The 20,431-nt window shown below is 69.5% G+C and carries 16 protein-coding genes and 1 pseudogene; 9 read left to right on the top strand and 8 right to left on the bottom strand.

Translation table 11 applies throughout. From position 1 onward, the window contains the following. Positions 1 to 32 precede the first annotated feature (32 nt). Positions 33 to 938, top strand: a complete 906-nt coding sequence (locus ACFYNP_RS35465) for a serine/threonine-protein kinase (protein ID WP_388420264.1) — start codon at positions 33 to 35, stop codon at positions 936 to 938. A gap of 30 nt (positions 939 to 968) precedes the next feature. Here the strand turns inward: ACFYNP_RS35465 and ACFYNP_RS35460 are convergent, their stop codons facing one another. After that, on the bottom strand, positions 969 to 3,629 hold the full coding sequence (locus tag ACFYNP_RS35460; RefSeq protein ID WP_388420265.1) for a tetratricopeptide repeat protein: 2,661 nt from the start codon (positions 3,627 to 3,629) through the stop codon (positions 969 to 971). Positions 3,630 to 3,969: 340 nt separating this feature from the next. Between ACFYNP_RS35460 and ACFYNP_RS35455 the strand changes: the two genes are divergently transcribed. From ACFYNP_RS35455 to ACFYNP_RS35445, 3 genes are all read left to right on the top strand, one after another. Next, positions 3,970 to 4,128 carry a hypothetical protein gene (locus ACFYNP_RS35455; protein WP_329186016.1) on the top strand — a complete coding sequence of 53 codons (159 nt, stop codon included), beginning with the start codon at positions 3,970 to 3,972 and terminating at the stop codon, positions 4,126 to 4,128. Positions 4,129 to 4,373: 245 nt separating this feature from the next. Next, entirely contained in the window at positions 4,374 to 5,138 is a 765-nt protein-coding gene (locus ACFYNP_RS35450; protein WP_388420266.1) for a hypothetical protein, read from the top strand. Further along, positions 5,135 to 5,413: a helix-turn-helix domain-containing protein gene (locus ACFYNP_RS35445; protein WP_388791336.1), complete on the top strand. Its 279-nt coding sequence runs from the start codon at positions 5,135 to 5,137 to the stop codon at positions 5,411 to 5,413. Before ACFYNP_RS35450 ends, ACFYNP_RS35445 begins: the two co-directional genes overlap by 4 nt. 1,244 nt (positions 5,414 to 6,657) lie before the next feature. Here ACFYNP_RS35445 and ACFYNP_RS35440 read toward each other — a convergent pair. Continuing rightward, positions 6,658 to 7,257 carry a hypothetical protein gene (locus tag ACFYNP_RS35440; protein WP_388791334.1) on the bottom strand — a complete coding sequence of 200 codons (600 nt, stop codon included), beginning with the start codon at positions 7,255 to 7,257 and terminating at the stop codon, positions 6,658 to 6,660. A 426-nt stretch (positions 7,258 to 7,683) separates the two neighbouring features. Between ACFYNP_RS35440 and ACFYNP_RS35435 the strand changes: the two genes are divergently transcribed. Both ACFYNP_RS35435 and ACFYNP_RS35430 read left to right on the top strand, forming a co-directional pair. After that, entirely contained in the window at positions 7,684 to 7,947 is a 264-nt protein-coding gene (locus ACFYNP_RS35435; RefSeq protein ID WP_388420268.1) for a CopG family transcriptional regulator, read from the top strand. After that, positions 7,944 to 8,357: a PIN domain-containing protein gene (locus ACFYNP_RS35430; protein WP_388420269.1), complete on the top strand. Its 414-nt coding sequence runs from the start codon at positions 7,944 to 7,946 to the stop codon at positions 8,355 to 8,357. The genes ACFYNP_RS35435 and ACFYNP_RS35430 overlap by 4 nt, the downstream gene beginning before the upstream one ends. Before the next feature lie 325 nt (positions 8,358 to 8,682). Here the strand turns inward: ACFYNP_RS35430 and ACFYNP_RS35425 are convergent, their stop codons facing one another. Next, a complete protein-coding gene (locus tag ACFYNP_RS35425) occupies positions 8,683 to 8,805 on the bottom strand; it encodes a hypothetical protein (protein WP_388791332.1) in 123 nt (40 codons plus the stop codon). A gap of 170 nt (positions 8,806 to 8,975) precedes the next feature. Between ACFYNP_RS35425 and ACFYNP_RS35420 the strand changes: the two genes are divergently transcribed. Next, positions 8,976 to 9,113: a DUF4253 domain-containing protein gene (locus tag ACFYNP_RS35420; RefSeq protein WP_388420271.1), complete on the top strand. Its 138-nt coding sequence runs from the start codon at positions 8,976 to 8,978 to the stop codon at positions 9,111 to 9,113. A gap of 43 nt (positions 9,114 to 9,156) precedes the next feature. Here ACFYNP_RS35420 and ACFYNP_RS35415 read toward each other — a convergent pair whose 3' ends face one another. The 5 genes from ACFYNP_RS35415 to ACFYNP_RS35395 all read right to left on the bottom strand — a co-directional run bounded on the left by ACFYNP_RS35415 (position 9,157) and on the right by ACFYNP_RS35395 (position 17,829). Continuing rightward, positions 9,157 to 12,240 carry a type I restriction endonuclease subunit R gene (locus ACFYNP_RS35415; RefSeq protein WP_388420272.1) on the bottom strand — a complete coding sequence of 1,028 codons (3,084 nt, stop codon included), beginning with the start codon at positions 12,238 to 12,240 and terminating at the stop codon, positions 9,157 to 9,159. Further along, positions 12,237 to 13,457 carry a restriction endonuclease subunit S gene (locus ACFYNP_RS35410; RefSeq protein ID WP_388420273.1) on the bottom strand — a complete coding sequence of 407 codons (1,221 nt, stop codon included), beginning with the start codon at positions 13,455 to 13,457 and terminating at the stop codon, positions 12,237 to 12,239. Before ACFYNP_RS35410 ends, ACFYNP_RS35415 begins: the two co-directional genes overlap by 4 nt. Beyond that, positions 13,454 to 15,016: an N-6 DNA methylase gene (locus tag ACFYNP_RS35405; protein ID WP_388420274.1), complete on the bottom strand. Its 1,563-nt coding sequence runs from the start codon at positions 15,014 to 15,016 to the stop codon at positions 13,454 to 13,456. The genes ACFYNP_RS35410 and ACFYNP_RS35405 overlap by 4 nt, the downstream gene beginning before the upstream one ends. Before the next feature lie 87 nt (positions 15,017 to 15,103). Further along, positions 15,104 to 17,158, bottom strand: a complete 2,055-nt coding sequence (locus ACFYNP_RS35400) for a hypothetical protein (protein WP_388420275.1) — start codon at positions 17,156 to 17,158, stop codon at positions 15,104 to 15,106. Then, a complete protein-coding gene (locus ACFYNP_RS35395; RefSeq protein WP_388420276.1) occupies positions 17,155 to 17,829 on the bottom strand; it encodes a hypothetical protein in 675 nt (224 codons plus the stop codon). The genes ACFYNP_RS35400 and ACFYNP_RS35395 overlap by 4 nt, the downstream gene beginning before the upstream one ends. Positions 17,830 to 18,299: 470 nt before the next feature. Between ACFYNP_RS35395 and ACFYNP_RS35390 the strand changes: the two are divergent. Both ACFYNP_RS35390 and ACFYNP_RS35385 read left to right on the top strand, forming a co-directional pair. After that, a pseudogene (locus ACFYNP_RS35390) lies at positions 18,300 to 19,128 on the top strand (transposase); the annotation flags it as partial. A gap of 772 nt (positions 19,129 to 19,900) precedes the next feature. Continuing rightward, the coding region (locus ACFYNP_RS35385; RefSeq protein ID WP_388791330.1) for a hypothetical protein at positions 19,901 to 20,431 on the top strand (531 nt) is incomplete at its 3' end.

Raw genomic sequence — 20,431 nt, 5'->3', positions numbered from 1 at the left:
TTCTGTACGGACGAAAGAAAATAAGGGTGGCCATGAGGGAGATCGAGGAGATCGGCAATGTGGAGAAGCGCTACGAAGTGCTGGACAGGGTCGGTGATGGTGGCCACGGCGACCTCTTCCTCGGCCGTGACCGCAGGAGCGGGGAGAGAGTGGCGCTGAAGCTCCAGAAGGCCCGGGACCTCGGCCCCGAGAGCGTTTTCCACTCGGCCGGAACCCACCTCCTCGAAGAGGGCTCCCGCATGATGATGCTGACGGGAATTCAGGCGATTCCAGAAATCATCGCCACCGGGACACACCGAGGGCGCCGATGCCTGGTCATGGAATTCGTCGACGGACTCCAATTGCAGGACGTCCTGTTGACGGCCAGGCCCGTCAGGCATCCTGAGGTAGTCGCGTCCGTCATCGGCCAACTGTGCGAAATTCTGCGGGAAGTGCACGACCGGAATCTGGTGCACTGCGACCTCAAACCCGAGAACGTCATCGTGCAACCGGACGGCCGTCTCCGGCTCATCGACATGGGCCTCGCGATCACGGCGGGCGAGGAGACACTTTTCGAGCGCGGCACGCGCGGCTGGGCCTCCCCCGAGCAGTCCGACGCGTGCCCCGCAGGAGGTCTGACGCGGCGGGCGGACATCTTCGGGCTCGGCTGCATCCTGTTGGAGATGACCGTCATGCGGCTCCCCTACGGCGGACTGGAGGAGCGGGCGGAACCGGGCGGCCCGGTACTGCCGGCCGACAAGCTCGCCGAGCTCCCCCCGGAGTTCGCCTCCCTCGCACTGTGGATGGTCCGGTGGAAGGCGGAGGAGCGCCCGGCGGATGTCCGTGAGGTGTTCGACCGACTCCGACGGTACCTGCCCCTGTTGGGCTCGCGGCGTCCGTCGAGGCGGCTGCGCCCCGACCCGACCGAGTACTACCGCACGCATCCGCCCCGGCTGTGACGGCGATCCGAAGGTCGCCGGCCGGGCGGGTCACCTCAACCCTTCCAGCAACTCCCGGACCTCGTGTACGCCTTCGCCGCCCATCAGTTCGCGCAGCACGATGACTCTCTCCAACTCCCGTACCGCTGTGTCGGTTTCACCGGCGGACACCAGAACGTTCGCGAAGAGCATCCGCGTCTTGTCCTCGTTGGGCCAGTTCTCCTGTTCGCGGTAGATGTCACAGGCCCGCCGGTACAGGGAGATGGCCTCGTCCCGCTCGGCGCGGGCCAGGTGCACCTTGGCCAGGGTGAACAACACGTCGGCCAGGCCACTGCGCTCCACCGTGCGCTCGACCACGCCTAGGGCGTCGGCGCACCGACGGAGCGCCTGCGCGTGCTCGCCTCGGTCGTGGTGAAGTGCGCCGAGGGCGTTCAGGGCGGCGGCCTCCCCCACCGGGTCGGACACCTCCCGGCACAACTCCAGTGCCTGGCACAGCGCTTCCTCCGCCCCCGTCCGGTCGCCCTGCTTGCGCAGGGTGATCCCGAGCCGGTGCAGCGAACGGGCAAGACTCAGCCGGCCTGCCTCACTGTGGTCCTCCTTGCTGAGCCGGACGGCACGGTGCAGGTGGCCCGCGGCCGCGTCGTATTCGCCGAACCGCCACTGTGTCCCCGCCAGCATCCGGTGGACCATGGCGCAATCGACCGGGGCGGCGGCGGATTCGGCGGCGTCGACGGCGTGCAGGAGGTTCCTCCGCGCGTCGCCGAGGAGGTGCCGACGCCACTGATAGGTGACGAGGGCCATCGAAAGCAGCCAGGTGTACCGTTCGATGCCCTGGCCGATGGCTAATCGGATGCCTCGCTGAACAGCGGCGTATTCCTCGTCCAGGTACGCCATCGCCTGCCCCGGTTCCGTGGGGTCGGTGACCGTGACCCCGTCGGGCTCGCCGATGGGCAGGGTGCGCTCGCGGTCGAGCACCCGGTCGCAGACACGGACGTTGTGCAGCTGGTGTTCCAGCACCTGCCGTACGGTCGCCCGCTCGATGTCCGTCGTCTCTCCGTCCGCCGCTGGCCGCGCGTGCCGGTGGGCGAAGGCCCGCACGAGGTCGTGCAGTCCGTACCGGTCGCCCTGGCGCTCAACCAGGTTCGCCGCCACGAGCTCCATCAAAGCCCGGTCAGTGCGCGCTCCTTCGCCCGCCACCCTTCCCAGGTCCATCACCGCCTCCCAGGAGGCGGTCGGCCCGGGGTGGACGGCGAGCTGCCACAGCAGCAGCCGGGCCTCCGCACCGAGCACGCGTACAGAGCAGTTCAGCGCTGCGCGGACCGACAGTTCGTGCTCCGGCATATCCAGGGTGTCCAGCCTCGCCCGCTCCCGCTCCTCCTTCATGTCCCGCACCAGGGCGGGGAGGGTACGCAGCGGACGCGCACCGCCTTCCAGGAGTCGAGCCACCACGGTGAGCGCCAACGGCAGCCGCCCGCAGAGGCCGACCAGCTCGCTGAAAGCCTGTGCGTGCTTCGCCCGGTCCTCGACCGACACCTTCTCCTGGAGCACCTCCAAGGCGTCCGCCTCTTGCAGCGGCTCCATCTTGCGGAACAGCACCTTTCTCTCGGACTGCAGGCGCAACAGGTCGTTGCGGCTGGTGATGATCACGGCGCAGGTGCCGTCTCCGGGGAGCAGCGGCAGCACCTGCTGGGCGTTGCGCGCGTCGTCCAGGACGATGAGTACCGACCGGTGGGCCAGTGCCGACCGCAGCGCATTTCTCTTGCTTTCTGGTCCGGTCACCGTGGTGTATGGCGGCAGCACGGCCAGGAACCCATCCAGGACTTCGTCCGGTTCGGCGGGCCGCACGTCTCCGTCGGCGAACCCGTTCAGTCCGGCGTGGAGCACCCCGTCGGGGAACCGCTCCCGAAGCCGACGGGCGAGGTGGTTGGCCACCGTGCTCTTCCCGACACCCGCCATTCCGCTGATGAGAACCAAGGCCAGATTGCCGGCGTCCTGTTCCTCGCACACGGCGTCCACAAGGTTGCGGATCAGTTCGTCTTGGCCGACCGGCCTGCGACTGCTTCCGGGCAACTGGTCAGGGACAGGCGGCAGGAGCGTCCCACCGGGCCGTTGGGCAACTCTCCGAACCTGGTCGATGGCGCTCCGCAAGTCGGCGTCCGGCGTTCCGTTGCGCTTCGTCCACGCGTTGATGAGACGTTCACGCCGACGCTGCGGCAGGTCGCCGTGGGCGAGCAGGTAGAACCGGAAGACCTGGGGAAGTTCCGGTGCGCGCTCGAACCACTTCTCCGTCTCCTCACGGAGCCACTTCTCCTCCCTGGATTTGTAGGCGGCGTCCATCCGAGCGTGCACGGCGGCCATCAACTCGGCCCGCAACGCCTCCCGGCGCAGTTGAAAGCCGCTCTCGGTCAACCCGCGCAGCGGTTCGCCGCCGTCCCACTCCTCCAGGGCCGTGCCAAGTAGCTCGAACCGCTCCGGATGGTTCAGCCCTGCGGCCCTCGCCACCCGGTCGCGGAAGCGGAGCAGGTCGATGCCGCCCTCCGGCGCGCGGAGCGTGCAGTGACCCGACTTGCCGCCATGGGGCACGACCTCCAAGCCAAGTCGCTTCCGCAGGTCGGAGACAGCACGGTCCACCAGGCTGCGGGTGTTCTCCTCCCCCTCCCAGAGGACTTCGGCGATCTCCTTCCTGGTGCATCGGCAACCCGCTGATGTCACCAGAAGCGCGAACAAGCCGGCTGCCTTCGAACCGCCGCAGACCCTTCCATCGCCGTCCCCTTCGACTCTTACCGGGCCCAGCACGTACCCCTCCATCGCCCTTCCCCTCTCCGCAGCGGAAGCAGTGTTCCGGGCCTCCGATGGCGCCCCCCTCATCTCTACGTTGCGATGTGCCGCTTCACACGCACTTGCTCTTTCACGCCCCCAGGCCTCAGTTTTCCCTCAGTTTCCGCTCCACGGCCTCCTTCCGTCCCCGTGCACGATGACACCAGCCGCTCGCAGAAACGCGAAGCGGCAACGTAGTCATCGATCGACCCATCAGAAAGGAACCGCAGGTCTTATGAACAACCGTCAGCGAAACCGTCGGGCGAGCCGTCTGCGCAAGTCCCCCGACTGGCCGCCGACCCGGCGCCAGCGGGCGGCCGACCGGACCGAGGGCACCACACCGGCGACCCCGCAGGCCGAAGCGCCGGACGTCTCTCCCTCCGAGACCGCCTGAGCTTCACAGCTCATGAATGGGTGCCCGTCCCGGGCGGGCACCCACCCACTGCGGCCCCATCCCTCTGAACTACTCCGCCCGGCGAGCTCGCGGCATTTCCGCACTGTCACACGCTCGTGGCCAAAGGCGGCGATTCCCGGTCGACAAGACCGGCACCGGCGGCTCTTCAGCCCGTCCAGCACATCGACATCTCCGGCGCCTTCAGCACCTTCGGCATCTTCAGCCCAGAGAAAGGACATTTACTGATGTATCCACTATCCACCAGTATGTTCGCCTCGGTGAGGCGGCACTTCGACGACCTCCGAGTCCGCGACTCGGTCCTCGTGACCGTTCCCTCAGCCATCGAGGGGGCTGAGCCGGTCCGGCTCACCGCTGCCGAGACACACGAGGCCTTGTACGGGCCGGGCTCCGACCCACAGTTCGCCGCCGAGGTCTGGAAGGAGGTACTCAGCACCGCGCTGCGTGACCTCGCTCCACACGGCACCGGCACGCTCCTGGCGATCTGGCTGGCTCTGCCCCGGTTGACCGGGACGGTCTACCGCGTCTGTACGCGCCTGCGTGCCGATCGGTCGGACGTGGAGGCCGAGATGGTCCTGGCCCTCTTGGAGGAACTGGCGGCCCCGGACGCCGCGAGCCGGCTCTCCGACTCGTCCCTGATCCACGCCGCGCGCACCAGGGCGTGGTGCTTCGCCCGCGACGGCCTGCGGGAGCTCCCCTCCACCCATGTCGAGCGCATCGCCCAGGATCGCGCGCTCAGCGCGTCCGACGGGGAGGCGGACGCTCCGGTCGAGGAGTGCCTGGACGTGCGGGTCGATCGCCCGGACGGCCCGGACGGGCTGCGCGCCCCGCTGCGCTTCCGAGTGCGCCCGGAGCATCTGCGCAAGGGTGCCCTCGCCGACACCGACGACGCGACGAGGGACCGTTCGACGCACCACACCCCCCGGAAGAACCGACGGTCCGAGCGCCGCGCGGGCACCCGGCCGGTCCGCCCTGCGGGGAGGCGAGCATGAAGAACCCGACGGAGGGCCGACTCAGTTTCTCCGAGATGTTCGACCTGCCCGTGACAGTGGATCTGCGGACGGCGTGCCGAGCGTTCGGGATCGGTTCGACGACCGCGTACCGGCTGATCCGCGAGGGCGAGTTCCCCTGCTCCATCCGCCGCGTCGGACGCAGGTACAGGATTCCGACCAACGAGCTGATGCGCGCCCTGGGGATCGAGGACCACGCTCTGTACAGCGTGGACCTGAAACTGGACACAGACGGCCCGAGCGCCGACTTCCGATAAGGAAGAAGTGGGGCCCCGTGTGCCCACCACCGTGCAGCCCCGTGGCTGATACCAAGGGGCTGCACCGGCCTTGCTTCTCCCCACACCGCCCGGTCCGCCACTCGATGGCGCCTACTGAGTCGCCAGGCCCGGATGGTCGTGTGCCATGGCAAAGTCGCATGGTTGGCCTGAGGTGAGACCTCAGCGCCGGCTGTGACAGAGGGTTCGGGTTCCGTACACGGAGGAAGACCTCCGTGTACTCACCGAAGATCGAAGGCAAGGCGGTCGTATCCTCAGTCCCGGGGACGCGCAATGAGTCGAGAACGAGGACTCCACAAAGCATGAGCAGCAGGCCGATAGGCACGACGCATCGTCAGAAGCAGCGTCGAAATGACTTCTCACCGCCCAGACGATGATCGAGCCAGCGAACGCTTCACAGAACCGCCGGTAAGAGACGTGTGTCCGTCCCGTGACAGGCTCCACGTCATGCACTCCGAGAAACAGATCGACGCGACCATGCCACACCTGAGCAGCCTAGGAAAGCTGCAGCTCAGACGCCTTTTGCGGCAGGTTCCAGCGCCGCCCCACACTCCACATGATGCGTCATCGAGAAGGCATCGACCGACCCGCACCACACATACCCGTTCAGTTCTTCGACACCAGATTCCGATGGACGAGTCGGTGTGCACGCCCGGACGCGTGTGCGTCATGTGCACCGTCAACCACCTCACCGGAACCAGGCGCCTGCGAGCGCTACTCGTACTCGCGCAGGAGCCTGTCGATGCGCTGGTTGGCAATCTCCTGCCGCCCGTACAGACACTTGGCGTACGTGGTCATGAGCACCTCGACGCTGTTACCGGCGCGCTCGGCGACCTCCGTCGGGTCGACGCTGGCGTTAAGCCAGGTGGAGAGTGCCGAGTGGCGCAGATCGTATGGGCGGGCCGCGAGCACACCAGATCCGGAGGAAGACCGAGTTCACGCGCCTCCTGCCAGGCACGGTCGTAGGTACTGGACCCGACGATGCCTCCGCGCTCATTGAAGAACAACCGCCCGTCGTCCGCGACGCCGAAGGTATCGATGCTCTCCCGCCAGAGCGCTACCAGTTCGGGCGGTAGCGGTACAGGTCGGGTGTCGTCGGCTGGACGGCCCTTGAGTCCGCGTTCGTCGTGGGCTCTTCCGGTGTCGGTCCACCGCTTGCCCGCCTGCGGCAGTGTGCGGTGCACGGTCACCTGGCCCCAGCCCTCGGCAGGCAGCACGCAGTTGGGCTAAGACACCCCGACCGCTTCGGCGGGGCGCAGCCCGGCGTAATACATGCCAGCGAACAGCCCGAGCAGCCGCCGTCCACGTGCCCGTCGGTAACCGCCGACGTAGGAGACCGCGCACAGCAGGGAACGTGCCTGGCCGGGGTTGGCGACCACCCGCGGGTCGACCTGGTCTACGGTCTCAGCCACGCTCCACTTGATGGGAGCGAGCGGATCGGCGGGCAACTTGCGCTGCTCGACGGCGTACCGCACGGCGGTGACCAGGACCTTGTGCTTGTGCCGCTGCGTCTCGGCCGCCGCCACCGCGCCGTCCTGATTGAGCCGCAGCGCTGTCAGCAGGGACCGCATCACGGCCGGATCCGTCAGATCGGCCAGCGGACGTGAGGCTCCCTCCACCCAGCGCAGGGCCATCCGGACGTCAGTCGGCATCTGACGCAGCCCCGGGCGGGGGACGATGAACGCCCAGCCCCGCATCGCCCGCCGCAGCAATTTATCGCTCGGACGGCCCCGCACGTCTCGGAGCAACGCCCGGGTGATCGCGCACAGCGCGTCGCTGGTCTCGTCCCGGGTCTTCGCCGCGATCAGCGGCCACCTCATCTCCATGTACTCCAGAGCAAAGGCATACCAGCTGATCCCGGCCGCGCGACCCCGAGACGAGCTACGACTGATCCCCGCGGGGGACTCATCCGCAGTGCCTTGTCGAACGGCACGAAGGAGCACGGCGCCCAGATCATCGGCCAGCGCCCTGATATCCGTCGCACCCGCCGTGCGCCGGCCAGTCACGGCCCTTCCTCCACGTTTCCGGCCGGGGACGCCGCGCGCCTGCGATTTCGAGTTCCTCATGACGTCCGCCACCTCCCTGACACGTGAACGTCTCGGGTGCCCATATCAAGCCCGGCAGCAACAACGCCCCCTGGAGTCCCGTCGTACGCCCAAACCCAGCTTCGTGCTCGTGTCGGACCAGCACCGCGACGGCTGTCTCTGCCAGCTCCACTCAACCAAGGGAGGATGGGAGGTAGGATAGGTAGCATGAGTGAGCCCACCGGCAAGTACTCGATCACCATGCCGCGCGACATCGCCGAAGCAGCCAAGGCCCGCAGTGGCCTCTCCGGACTTTCCGCTTACGTCGCCGCAGCTGTCGCCCGCCAGATCGAGCGGGACAACCTCAACGAACTCATCACAGTGGCGGAGGCCGAACACGGCCCCATCACCGACGAAGAGATTCAGGCTCTGCGCGACCAACTCCACCAAGCCCGGGAGCAGCAGACCCAAGGCGGGGCGAACGCCGCGTGACCCCATCCCCCGCCACCCCCGGCGGCACCCTGGTCCTCGACAGCGAAGGGCTGGCCAAGGCCGTCCTGCGCGACCGCACGGTCACCGGCTGGCTCGCCCTCGCCCGCGCCGACGACCTACGGGTGATCACTTCCGCAGCCACCCTCGTGGAAGTGATCCATCCACGGATCAATCGCCCCGCGCTGGAATGGACCCTGTCCCGCCTCGTCATCGAACCGGTCACCGAGCCCATCGCCCGCCACGCCGCCGCCCTCCTCGCCGACGCCGGCCTGCACGGCCACAAGTACGCCATCGACGCCATGCTCAGCGCCACCGCCCTCACCGCACCCCGCCCCGTCACAATCCTCACCTCAGACCCGGAGGACCTCACCACGCTGTGCAGCGGAGGCGCCACGATCATCAAGATCTGATGCCAGATTCGGCACAGTCTCGCGAAGGCGTTCCCGCCCGCCCGACAGCAATACGCCCCCCATGTCTGCCGCGTCCGCTGACCGCCCAGTCGCGCACCATATGCGGTCAGAACTGGAGCCAGGGGAGCGACCGGGGTCCCGCCTTGGCGCGGTCGGGTGCGCCTCAGCGGTCCTCCACGATGAAGCAGGTCCGTTCATAGAGCTCGTCGAACGTGATGACTTCGACGTCCTGGATAGGTCGCCTGTACTGCTGGAAGGAGGTGATCTTCTCCGGGTTCGTCGCGCTCCGGTCACTGAACTCACCGAGGTTTCCAATGACCAGTACCTATCGGGGGCGGGCGATGGAGCTTTCGATGTCGGTCGGGGCACCGTCGCCCCGATAGAGCCTGTGCAGTTCGCCGGTGACCAGCCGTAGGTCCTTGTGGGCGTTCTTCTGCCCCTGTGCCACGGCGCCGACAACGTCCTTGGAGACCTGGTGACGTCCGGGGGCCGGTACGGCGCGCAGGCCACGCCGCCCTCACCAGCGGACGCTACACAGCCGATGACCTGCTACGCCTGGTCGAAGAGCCTCGGCTACGACATCCTTACTGTCTCGGTGGCCGCTCCGCCCCACACCTGGTGAAGGCCGAGGCGATCGCCGCCGAGCACTACGCCTTCTGCCCGGACAAGATCGTCCAGGGCCACCACGAAACCCTCCGCACCTACGGGGCCAAGGCAGTCCTGGACCGCCACGTCTGGCACTTCTGGTGGGACTGACGGCACGCGGCCAGGTGCGCCGTCAACCGACCGGAGCGGCGCGTCACGTCCACTCGTCGGCCTGCTCCTCTGCCTGCCTTAGCACCCGCTCGACAGCCGCCTGGAGTTGGTCGGGCGGGTAGCCATGCCTGCGCAGCAGCCGCAGCACACGGGCCACGACGCGGTCCCGGGCCTGGTTCTTCAGGCGCCAGTCGACTGTGGTGACACTCCGGACCTGGCCGTACAGCTCGCGCGCGAGCCGGGCCAGGATCGCCGCCCCCACCATGTCGGTCACGAGCGGGTCGACCACGAGCGCGTCATAGAAGGCGAGTTCGTCCTCGGTCAGTTCCAGCCGCTGCGCCCGCGCACGGTCGTCGGACACCTCGCGGGCCAGGGCGACCAGGGACGCCATGACCTCGGCGGCCGTCACCAGGCCGTTGGCGTAGCGGTCCACGGCCTGCCGCGTCCTCGCGGTGAGGGCCTCCTGGCGGACGACGTTGTCCGGGTGCGCCTGCCGGATGTCCCTGACCAGCGTGCGGCGCAGCGCCTCGACGGCGAGATGCGGGCGCCGGCTCGCCCGGAGCCGGTCCAGCAGCCCGTCGTCCGGGCGGGAGAGGTCCGCTCCAGCCAGGCCTGCCGCGGCGTACAGGTCGGCCGGGGCACCGGTGTCGTCGGCGGACCCGGCCAGCTTCTCCCGCGCGGTCCGCACGGCCTCGAAGAAGCGGATGTCCACGAGCAGGTCCCGCACCCGGGCGTCCGCCGGGCAGAGCGAGAACGCACCGCGCAGCAGGTCCACGTGCCGCGTGAACCGGTCGCCGCGCAGGGCCGTTCCCGGCCGTGTGCCGGGCTCGGGGGCGGCGAGGTGATCCAGTACCGCCGTCACGGCCTCCCGGTACATGTCCGGGCCGCTCCCGTCGCGGATCTCCCGCCACGGGCAGCTGGCCAGGACGTCCAGGAGCCGCCGGTGGTTGTCCCGTACTGCGTCCACCGCGTGCGCGACGTCCGTGACGGGTGCGCCGTCGTCCCTGTCCTGCCGAGTGGCGTCGGCCAGCACCTCGGCGAGTTGCGAGCCGACGCCTTGGTAGTCCACGACCAGGCCGGACGGCTTGCCGTCCCACGTGCGGTTCACCAGGGTGACGGCCTCCAGCAGCGCGGGGCCGCGCATCCGCTGGTCCAGGTAGAGGGTGTGCAGCGGCGGGGCGTCGAAGCCTGTCAGCCACAGCGACCGGACGATGACCAGTTCCAGTTCGTCGTCGGGGTCCACGATCCGCCGCTGGATCGTCCTCAGCCCCTCCGGGGTACGGACGTGGTCCGCGATCTCGGCGGAGTCCCCGATGTGGCCCGTGACGGCCGCCCGGACCCGCCCGTCGGTGTCGGACAGCAGCCCCGTCCGGGGGTCCCGGCCGCCGGTCCACTCCGGCCGCAGCCGCGCGAGCGCTTCGAACAGCCGCGCCGCAGCCAGCCGTGACGAGGTCACCACCATGCCCTTGCCGGGCCGGCCGGTGAGTTTGGCCATCTCGGTGCGCCGCACGTCCCAGTGCGCGAGGACGTCCCGAGCCAGCGCCTCGGTCCGCGCGGGGGAAGCGGCCAAGTCAGCGGCATCAGGAACGAAACCGACGTCGAGGTCGAAGTCGAGGTCCACGTCCTCGGGCGGCGTCCGGATCGGGCGCGACTCGTAGAAGACGGGCACGGTCGCGCCGTCGTCCACGGCCTGCGCCAAGTCGTAGGTGTGGATGGTGTCGCCGAACAGGGCGTGCGTGCGCCCGTTCCGGTCGTCCGCCAGGGTGGCGGTGAACGCGATGAAGGTGGCGTTCGGAAGCGCCTCGCGCAGGTTGAGGGCGTGCAGGGCACTCTGTCCGCGGTGGGCTTCGTCGACCACGACGATGACGTCGCGGCGTGCGGACACCAGCGGATGGCGGGCGCCCGCGTCACGTTCCTCGTGGGTGAGGCGGAACTTCTGCACGGTCGCGAATACGACACCGCTGTGGGCGTGTCGCCGCAGCAACTGCCGCAGCTGTGTGCTGTCCTGGGCCCATTCGACGCCGCCGCCGATCGCCGCCGGCAGGGTGCAGCTGGCGGTGAAGGCCGCGTAGAGCCGGTTGCCGAGGTCGACGCGGTCGGTGAGGACGACGAACATCGGGTGCGGCAGTTCGGGCGCCCTCGCGGCCTTGCCGACGTAGAACAGCATCTCCTGGCTCCGGCCCGCGCCCTGCGCGTGCCGGACGACCCCTGCCCTGCCGTCCGTCGCGACGGCGGTCTCGGTGGCGCGGACCGCCGCGTTGACGGCGAAGAACTGGTGGGCCCTGGCGAGGGTGACGGTGTCCACCGCGCCCGTCCGGCGCGCGGAGTACGACAGGAAGTTGGCCACTAGATCAAGGAGCCGGGCGGGTTCGAAGGCGCCGAGCAGCATCCGCTCCAAGGCGCGCCCGTCCTGCCTCTCCCTCCGGCGCAGCAGCGCACCGTCGGGGTCGGCGTGCCAGGGCGCCATGTGGTCCCAGGCAGTGAACGGGGTGCCCATCCGGGCGGTCGCGCCGTCGGAGACGAGGGTCACCAGGACGTTCGCGAACGTGCCCGTCTCCTTCAGATCGCGGCGGTAGCCCTGGATCTGGTCGTACGCGTCGCGGGCGCCGTCCCGGCCGCCGGTCCGCTTCAGCTCGACGGCCGCTAGGGGCAGGCCGTTCACGTACAGCACGATGTCGAAGACGACAACGCGGTCCTGGGCGCTACGGACCTTGACCTGGCGGGCGGCGAGCAGATCGTTCGCGTACGGGTCGGAGAAGTCGACCGGCCGAACCATCGTGTGCCGTTCCGCTTCGCCGGCCGCGTCCGAGTACGGGACGCCGACGCCGCTGACCAGCCGCTGGTGGAACCGGTGGCTCTCACGGAGGTCGTTCTCAGTGGCCCGTTCCAGTAGTTGGGCGACCGCGTCGTCCACGGACCGCTCGGGCAGGTGCGGGTAGCGCCGCCCGATCGCCTCCCTCAGGCGCGGCCGCAGGACCAGGTCGTCCCAGTCGCTCCGCTCCCCGGAGGACGGCCCGAGTTCGGCCCCGTCGACCGGCCGCCAGCCGTACTCGCCGAGCAGTTCGAGGGTGTGCCCTTCCAGCTCTCGCTCGGTCGGCCCTGCGGTGCCCGCGCCGTGCTCGCTCATCCTGCCTCCCCCACCGCGCGGGCCGCGTCCCCGACCCGCAACCGGCCGGAGACCAGCCCGGGTAGCAGGGTGTCGCGCAGTGCCGCGAGGGTACGGTTCTCGGCCGCGGTCTGCGCCGCGCTCGCGTGCAGGGCGTCCAGTCTCGCGGACAGCCCGGCCCGCTCGCCCTCGGCCGGAAGGAGAAGGGGCCAGCCGGGCATGTCCCCCAGCGGAAGCCGGTCCACACTGGTGCCGTGGAGGGTACGGCGGCCGATCTCGTCCTGGAACGCGGGGCTGAGGTAGGCGTGCAGGAGCAGCGCGCCGCCCGCCGCAGGGGTCTTCGCCCGTAGGAGTGCCATCCGGCGGCCCAGGCACGCGCGGACACCGGGCGGCATGAGCGCCGCGTGGCCGAGCCGGGTCTCGTACGAGAACAGCACGTCGCCGGCCCGTGGTCTGACGCGCCGGGTCCAGCTGGCGAAGTCCTCCTCGGACAGGTGGGCGGAGGCAGCCAGGTCCAAGCGGCCAACGCCCAGGCTGCTGATGCTGAGGAACCAAGGGCCGGATGCGGTCTTCACCGGCGTGGCATGCGGCCCATCGTGCAGTTCCGCGACCTGGCCCAACCGCTGCGGGGGGCCCAACGACGCCGCCGCGAACGAGGCGCCGGCCAGCTCAAGGCAGGTTTCGGCCGTGCGCTCGTTGGCGGCGATCTTGTCGTCCAGTGCCCCGAGGACATCGGCAACGGCCCGCTGCTCCGGCAGCGGCCGGGCGGGGACCGGGAGATCGCCGAGGATGTCCGGGGTGACGTGCGGAACCCCCGTGGTCACGGCACGCGAACGGATCAGCGCCACCATGCCCGGGTCCACGAGGCAGTAGTAGAGGAACCTGGTGTCCGCCCGGTCCTGGTCCACCCGTATCCGCGCCTGGGCCGGCGACAGGACGTACCGGTCATGGATTCCGGCGGGCACAATTCCCACCTGACCGAGCGTACCGCGCTGGGTGAGGACGAGGTCGCCCGGAACGGCGAGGTGGCGGGCGAGTGCGCCGTCCGCGCGGTCGGCCGGGACGTAGACGAGACCGGCCGACGAGAAGTACCCGCCGCCAGCCAGGTTCTGGCCGCGGACAACCGGGACCCCCTCCGGGACGAAGTCCCGCTTTCCGAGGCGGGCGCCGAGCGGTCCGCCGACGAGGCCGTCCGGCACGGCGAAGTCCTTCAGGGGCCGCATGCGGACAGCCGTCACGACACTCTCCGCAACTGCGCGTCGACGGCCTTCGCCAGTCGCTCGGACTCGGCGAACTGCTCGCGCAGCAGGGCGGTCAGTCGGGCGACTCTCGCGTCCGGCGGCTCGGCGTCCGGGTCCGCCGCGGCCTCGGCCGTGCCGACGTACCGGCCTGGGGTTAGGACGAAGTCCTGCTCGGCGATGGCAGAGAGGGGCACGCTCGCGCAGAAGCCCGGCTCGTCCTCGTACGTGCCGGCGCCGGGCTCGCCGCGCCAGGCACGGACCCGGTCGCCGATACAGACGATCTCCTCGTCGCTCAGCTCCCGCAGGGTGCGGTCCGCCATGAACCCCAGTTCCCGGGCGTCGACGAACAGCACCTCGCCGCCGCGTTCCCGCGCCCAGCCCGAGCCCCGCCCCTTGCCGTCGGCGAGGAGCCACACACACGCCGGGATGGCGGTGGTGCGGAACAGCTGGCTCGGTAGCGCGATCACGCAGGCCACCAGGTCCGCTTCAAGCATTGCCCGGCGGATGTCCCCCTCGCCGGACTGCCTGCTGCTCATCGACCCGTTGCCGAGCACCACGCCCGCCCGCCCGCCCGGGGCGAGCTTGCTCACCGTGTGCTGGAGCCACGCGTAGTTCGCGTTGCTGACCGGCGGGGTGCCGTAGACCCAGCGCCGGTCCATCGCCAGGAAGTCGCCGCCCCAGTTGGAGAGGTTGAACGGCGGGGCGGCCAGCACGACCTGTGCCTTGAGGTCCGGATACCGGTCGTCGCGGAAGACGTCGGCCGGCCCGGTGCCGAGACCGGCCTCGATCCCGTGGACAGCTAGGTTCATGTGGGCCAGCCGCCAGGTGGTGGCGTTCCGCTCCTGACCGTAGAACGCCACGTTCAGCCAGTCGCCGCCGTGGGTTCTGACCGAGTTCGCCGTCTGGACGAACGTGCCGCCGGAGCCGCACGCCGGGTCGTACACCCGCTCGCCCTCCCGGGGTCCGAGAACTTCCACCAGCAGCCGGACGACACTGGCCGGGGTGAAGAACTCACCGCCCCTGCGCCCCTCAGAGGCGGCAAACCGGGCGAGGAAGAACTCGTAGACCTCGCCCACAACGTCCGGGGCGCCGGGCCCGCCGGCCTGTTCCTGGAACACCACGCGGTCGAGCAGCTCCACGAGGTCGGCTAGGCGCCGCCCGTCCACACTGCTGTCGCCATAGATCTTCGGGAGGGTCCCGAGCAGGGCCGGGTTGTAGCCCTCAATCGCGCGCATCGCGGAGTCGATCGCCTCGCCGATGCCAGCCACGCCCCCCGTACCCCGCGCCAAGTCCACGACGCTCTCCCAACGGGCGGCCGGGGGCACGTAGTAGACGCCGGAGCCCGTGTACTCACGGCGCTCCTCCAGGGTCGCTAGCAGTCCGGCCTCCTCCCATCCGCCTTCCGCGCGCAGTTCGGCCTCCAGCTGCTGCCGCCGCTCGGCCATCGCCGCAGACACGTACTTCAGGAAGACCAGGCCCAGCACGAAGTGCTTGTAGGCGGCGGCGTCCAAGCTGCCGCGCAGCTTGTCGGCGGCACGCCAGAGGATGTCCTTCATCTCCTCCGGGGACCGCTTCTTCCGTGGCGGCACAGCTGCCTCGCTTCTCTCGTGTTCGACTTCGTGCTTCCCACATGGGACCACCGGCTACCGGCTCGGCCGCCGCCGCAACGCCAGCGCGCCGTCGGCGACCCCGGCGGCGAGCCGCTCGGCCAGCGCGTCCAGCGCGTCCAGTTGGCGCCGCACCTCGGCGCGGTGCCGGTCGGTCTCGGCGAGGACGGCCTCCAGTTCGGTGATCTCCTCGGGCGGCAGCTGCGGCAGGTCCATGTCTCGTACGCTCACCCGTCGCACCAGCGAACCGCTGCTGCGCTGCTGGTTCCTGGGCGCGGCCAGCAGCCGGGCCAGCGGGTGCGGGCCGATCCACAGACCGCCAGCCGGGCCGCCCGTCGCCCGCTGCTGCTGGTGCTGCGCGTACGCGGTGATCCGCAGGCCCTGGACCGGCGCCAGCAGGACGCAACCGCCCACGTCGTCCACATGGGTGCGCACCCCGTGCTCGGTGAGCAGCAGGACGTCGCCACGCTCGGTCACCGCCGCCTGCGGGTAGCCGGCCAGCGCTTCCGGCGCGATACGCCGCCGACCGATCGGCAGTGTGCCCAGCATCTCCTCCCGGCCGATGACGACCAGGCCCTCGTCGGCGATGTCCTCGGAGTGGATGCGGTGCCCCGGGAGCAGCTTCAACTGCCCGGCCCGCACGTGCTCGTCGAGCCGGCGGTGCGGCACCGGGTTCTCCCGTTTGGCGATGCCCAAGCCGCCGATCCACTCCCGCAGGTCGGGCAGCGCCGCCGCCGCCTCCCGGCGGGCGTCCAGGGACGCCCCGAAGTGGTCGAGTCCCGGCTCGGGGGAGGCCAGTCGGTGGGCGGGCAGCAGGGACCGGCCGTCCAGCAGCTGCTCCCCGCGCGGGCTCGCGGCCGTCACCGGGATGTCACGGACCTCTTCGGACGCCGAGAGGTCCGCCGTGCTCAGCGCGTCGGTGACGAACTCGGCCCAGCGCTGCCCCAGCCCCGTCCGCAGCGCGATCCGGTCGCCGTCCACGACCCGCGTCAGGCCGCGCTCGGCCAGCCCTGCGTCCCGGCGCAGGACCAGCAGGGCGAGTTCCGCACCGGTGCGGAACGGATGGATGCGGCGCGGGAGTTGGACGATGCCGGCCACCGCGTCCTCCATGAGGAGGTGCTCCCGCAGCCGGACGTTCGGGCTGCGGACGCCCGTCCTCCGACGGGCCAGCGTCCACGACGGCACGACCACGTACGCGGTGCCACCGGGCCCGAGCAGCCCCAGCGCCTCGACGGCCCGGCTCAGCGGCCCGTCCTCGTCCGTCTCGCGCTCGCCCGCCACATAAGGCGGGTCGACGACGACGACGTCGGCCGCCGTGCGCCCGTCGGCCCTCAGCGCCGCGACGTCGGCGTACAGGTCGACGCCGCGCACACCGTGCGCCAGCAGACGGTGGCCCAGCAGTTCACGGCGCAGCCCATCCGCCTCCATCGCGGTGATCCGGTCGTGCCGGCCGCGGTCGAGGGCGAAGAGCAGGTCTCCCGTGCCAGCGTGCAGGTTGATCACGGAGGGGCGGGCACATTCGGCCTCGCGACGGCGGACCAGCGTACCGATCAGCTCCGCCACCACCGCCGGAGTGGCGTCCATGGCCAGGTCGGATTCGAGTCGGCCGGCCAAGCCGAGCACCGCGTCGGCGGCGGCGCCCGGCGTCTCGGTACCGTCCAACAGCTCGTCCACCGCTTGTTCGAGCTGTCCACCCGCGACCGGAGCCCGCCGGTTACCCGCTGCCGTATCCGCGATCAGCGACAGGGCGGACCTGATCAGCGTCTCCGCCGAGATGCCGTCGTGCTTCAACGCGACCAACCGCCGCAACCGGAGAGCCTCCCGGAACCGGTCTCCGTACGTCGGCATACGTCCGTCCTCCTGCCGTTCCGCGTCGGGGACGGGCCGGGTGTCCAGCCACTCGGCGACTTCCTCCGCGTCGAACAGCGGCTTGTTCTCGGTGCCGCCCATCGCGGCCGGAAAGGACGCGTGCCGACGGCGCCAGTTGCTCACGGTGGGGCGGCCCACGCTGGTGAGTTCCTTGATCTCGCCGAGTGTCACCGGCTTGAACCGGTTCCGGTTCGTGCCCGTCCGCTGGTTCCCCTGGCTCACAGCCGAATCTCCTCCTCTCCGGACAACACTCGTTCCTTGCGGGCCAGCACCTGCGGAACTTGGCCGAACTTCTCGTGCAGCGCGGCCGTCTCGGGGCTGACGTAGCCCATCAACGTGAGCGCGGCGGCGAAGCGGTCCTCCAACTCCATGTGAAAGACGCGCTCGTGGTGGGCGACCCGATTCCGCAGCTTCAGAAGTCCCTTCAACTCCACGTGCAGTTCATCGCGGCGGACACCGTGCGCCCGAAAGAGGTGCTGAAGCGACGCGTTCCACAGCTGCATCTCGTAGTGGCGCCCTTCGCCTCTGGCGAAGAGGCCAACCCAGAAGCCGAACGACAACTGCGCCACGACGTCACAGGGAGCATCCGGCTTGCGCATCGTGCGCAGCTTGTCCTGGGCATCGGCGATGTTGCCCTGGCCGACCTGGTGCAGTCGGATGCGCCGGTCGTTCCACCAGTCGTCCCGGCGGTACTTGCCCGCGAGCTGCCGGTGGACGGCGTTGCGGTAGCAGATCTCCAGGTCCCGCAAGATGCTGTGTAAAGCCCGGCTGACCTCTGCGTCCCACGCATACAGGCGCAGCGCCACCGTGACATCGCCCTCGCATACCGCGAGGAACGGCTGAAAGCGCTCCGCCGACATGGCCCGTACCAGTTCCTGCTCGTCACTCCGCATCACTGCGCCCCCTGTGTCAGACGCAGATGGCAGATAGCTGTGCTAAATTTTTCTGCGTACGCCTTGGAACTTCTGTCACTGCACCTGGTTGCACACAGCCCGAGGCAAGAATCATGATTTGGCTCCCTGCCCCGAGGTCCGCCCGCAGCGATCAGGCGGACTCCGGGGCATAGCTGTATCCCGGGACACAGCCGCTGAGGCTGGGCAACGTTCACCACTTCGACCAAGGCCAACGCTAGCAGCGCCGCCGTCGCCGGTGCCATCTCTACAGATATCCAAAACTGAGAAGCCCACTTCTCAGTAGAAGCTCGCTACCGGCGAGCAGCAACGGACCCGTAAGCGCTAGCTCTCCCGTACAGCCCGGCGAGAAGCTGGCAGGGTTATCTGGGCCGCGGTCAGCAGCAAGCTGCTGCACCATGCCCCTCCTCTCACATCGAGAGGGAAGGACTACCGGCCCACACCCGGCTCGCCAGCTGACCGCGAAGTTCGACAGCGTGCTGGTGATCGTGGACCAGGCCGCCTCCATCGCAGCCCTACCGCTCACCGTCGCCCGCGATGCAGGCTGCAAGGTCGCCTACCTGCCCGGACTCGCCACGTGCCGGATCGCCGACCTCTACCCGGGCGAGGCGGAAACCGGCGCCAAGGACACCGCGGCGATCGCGGACGCTGCCCGCACCATGCCGCACACCCTGCGCTCGCTGGAACTGACCGACGAGATCACCGTGCTCATCGGCTTCGACCAGGACCTCGCGGCCGAGGCCACCCGCACCAGCAACCGGATACGCGGCCTGCTCACCCAGTTCCACCCCAGCCTGGAACGCGTCCTCGACCCCGGCCTGGACCACCCCGCAATGACCTGACCGCTGAAACGCTATGACTCCCCGGCCGCACTACGGAAGGCCGGCCGCCGCAGACTCGTCGAAGCCCTCCGACCCAAGGCCCCGCGCGTGGCCCAGCGACTGATCAACGACGTCTTCGACGCACGGGACGAGCAGACCGTCATGGTCCCGGGGACCGGCAACCTCGACGTCGTGGGGCCTTCCTAGCCCGCTCGCTCACGGCCGTCCACGAACAGCGCCGGGCCCTGGAAACCCAGATGCCCTGCTGGAGGACCACTGTCTTTCCAAGGTCCTGACCTCGATGCCTGGGGTCACGGTCTGGACCACCGCCACCTTGCTGGTCACCGTCGGTGACGGCACCAGCTTCCCCACCGCCGGCCACCTCACCTCCTACGCCGGCCTTGCCCCGACAACCAAGTCATGGGGGACCTCGATCCACGGCGAACACGCCCCTAGAGGCGCAACCGACAGCCAGCACAACCGCATGCCCTCAGGGCACGCGGACGATAAATGGCGGGGCATATCCGCCGGAGGCCACTCGCCCGTCACCACGGGGGAGGTCCTCCCGCCGAGCCCGGCGCACAACCGGCCCACTTGGCTTGCCCGCGTGCTCCGGACTGCCTCCCTGTTCGATTGAGGGGCGCACCACATACCCCTTCGCTTGTCCGAAGAATTCGTGATCTACGTCATGCTGCATGGATCGGCCACCACAGGGAACGATCGAGACAAGGCAGGCAAACAAGCTATTTCATTTCTGTGAGACATGCACGGGACGGCGGACCCAACAGGGCGTCAGTTAGGCCGCCGACCTGGAGAAACGCCCAGGATTCCCACGTCCTCCGGAGCCGTGTGCGCAGGTTCGAATCCTGCCGGGGGCACTTCGCTTCAACCTCAAGATCAGACGGTTGACCAGCGCGAGTGCCAAGCTTGAAAAGCGGGACCCTGTGCCACTGGGTCCCGCTTTTCGCTGTCTCCGTCCGCTGCCGACATCGGTCCCACGGGCAGCGGTCCCACGGGCCCCACACGCGCGCGTTATTCCCATGCCATCCCCCCTGCGCCGTCCACATGTGGACCAGGCCTCCCCCTGTGCCGTCCACATGAGGACCAGGCCTCGGGAACCCTGCACAGCACAAGGGCATCTGGCGGGCCTTAGGAGGCCGCTTCGCCACCACGGACGCCGGCGCCCCGATACGGAATCGCCTACTCCCTCGGGGCCGGGGCACCCGAGGCTGATGACACTGGCCCGCTCATCATCTGACGACCCGCTTGAGTGGTTCATCTACTTGGGTGTGATCGTCGTCTACGCTCTCGGCCGCTGGTTCTTCGCCTGGCGACAGGCTCGCCGCGACGGCCAAAGCCACCCTGCACGTGCCGCGTTGGCCGAGGACGACAGTTCCGGGACCACGCGGCGGATACCGTACGGCGCCGCCAGTTCCTACCGGCAGCTCTTCGGCTTCTTCGGCAGCGGCCTTGCGGTGGCCTTGGTTGCGTCCCTGACCCATGGCCGGCTCCGGGTCACGCTGATGTGGACCATCATTCCGCTGCTGACCTGGCGTTGGCGTATCTCGATTTCCGAAGGTCCCGAGAGGCACGCGACTGATGCCCTGCGGGAGGTGACTGACGGAAGTGAACGCGAAAAAGCCCCGCACCGTGACCCTGAGGGTTTGGTGCGGGGCTTTCCCCAAAAATTGTTCGGCGGCGTCCTACTCTCCCACAGGGTCCCCCCTGCAGTACCATCGGCGCTGAAAGGCTTAGCTTCCGGG

Source organism: Streptomyces sp. NPDC006691, assembly GCF_042869955.1.
Classification (GTDB): domain Bacteria; phylum Actinomycetota; class Actinomycetes; order Streptomycetales; family Streptomycetaceae; genus Streptomyces.
The sequence above is the reverse complement of the archived record's forward strand: the minus strand, read 5'-3'. Positions and strand labels throughout refer to the sequence as shown.

Bases quoted from the DNA above. Each gene is read 5' to 3' on its own strand.
- ACFYNP_RS35450 (WP_388420266.1), top strand. From the start codon at position 4,374: ATGTATCCACTATCCACCAGTATGTTCGCCTCGGTGAGGCGGCACTTC.
- ACFYNP_RS35395 (WP_388420276.1), bottom strand. From the start codon at position 17,829: ATGCGGAGTGACGAGCAGGAACTGGTACGGGCCATGTCGGCGGAGCGC.
- ACFYNP_RS35465 (WP_388420264.1), top strand. From the start codon at position 33: ATGAGGGAGATCGAGGAGATCGGCAATGTGGAGAAGCGCTACGAAGTG.
- ACFYNP_RS35455 (WP_329186016.1), top strand. From the start codon at position 3,970: ATGAACAACCGTCAGCGAAACCGTCGGGCGAGCCGTCTGCGCAAGTCC.
- ACFYNP_RS35405 (WP_388420274.1), bottom strand. From the start codon at position 15,016: ATGAAGGACATCCTCTGGCGTGCCGCCGACAAGCTGCGCGGCAGCTTG.
- ACFYNP_RS35440 (WP_388791334.1), bottom strand. From the start codon at position 7,257: ATGGAGATGAGGTGGCCGCTGATCGCGGCGAAGACCCGGGACGAGACC.
- ACFYNP_RS35415 (WP_388420272.1), bottom strand. From the start codon at position 12,240: ATGAGCGAGCACGGCGCGGGCACCGCAGGGCCGACCGAGCGAGAGCTG.
- ACFYNP_RS35445 (WP_388791336.1), top strand. From the start codon at position 5,135: ATGAAGAACCCGACGGAGGGCCGACTCAGTTTCTCCGAGATGTTCGAC.
- ACFYNP_RS35435 (WP_388420268.1), top strand. From the start codon at position 7,684: ATGAGTGAGCCCACCGGCAAGTACTCGATCACCATGCCGCGCGACATC.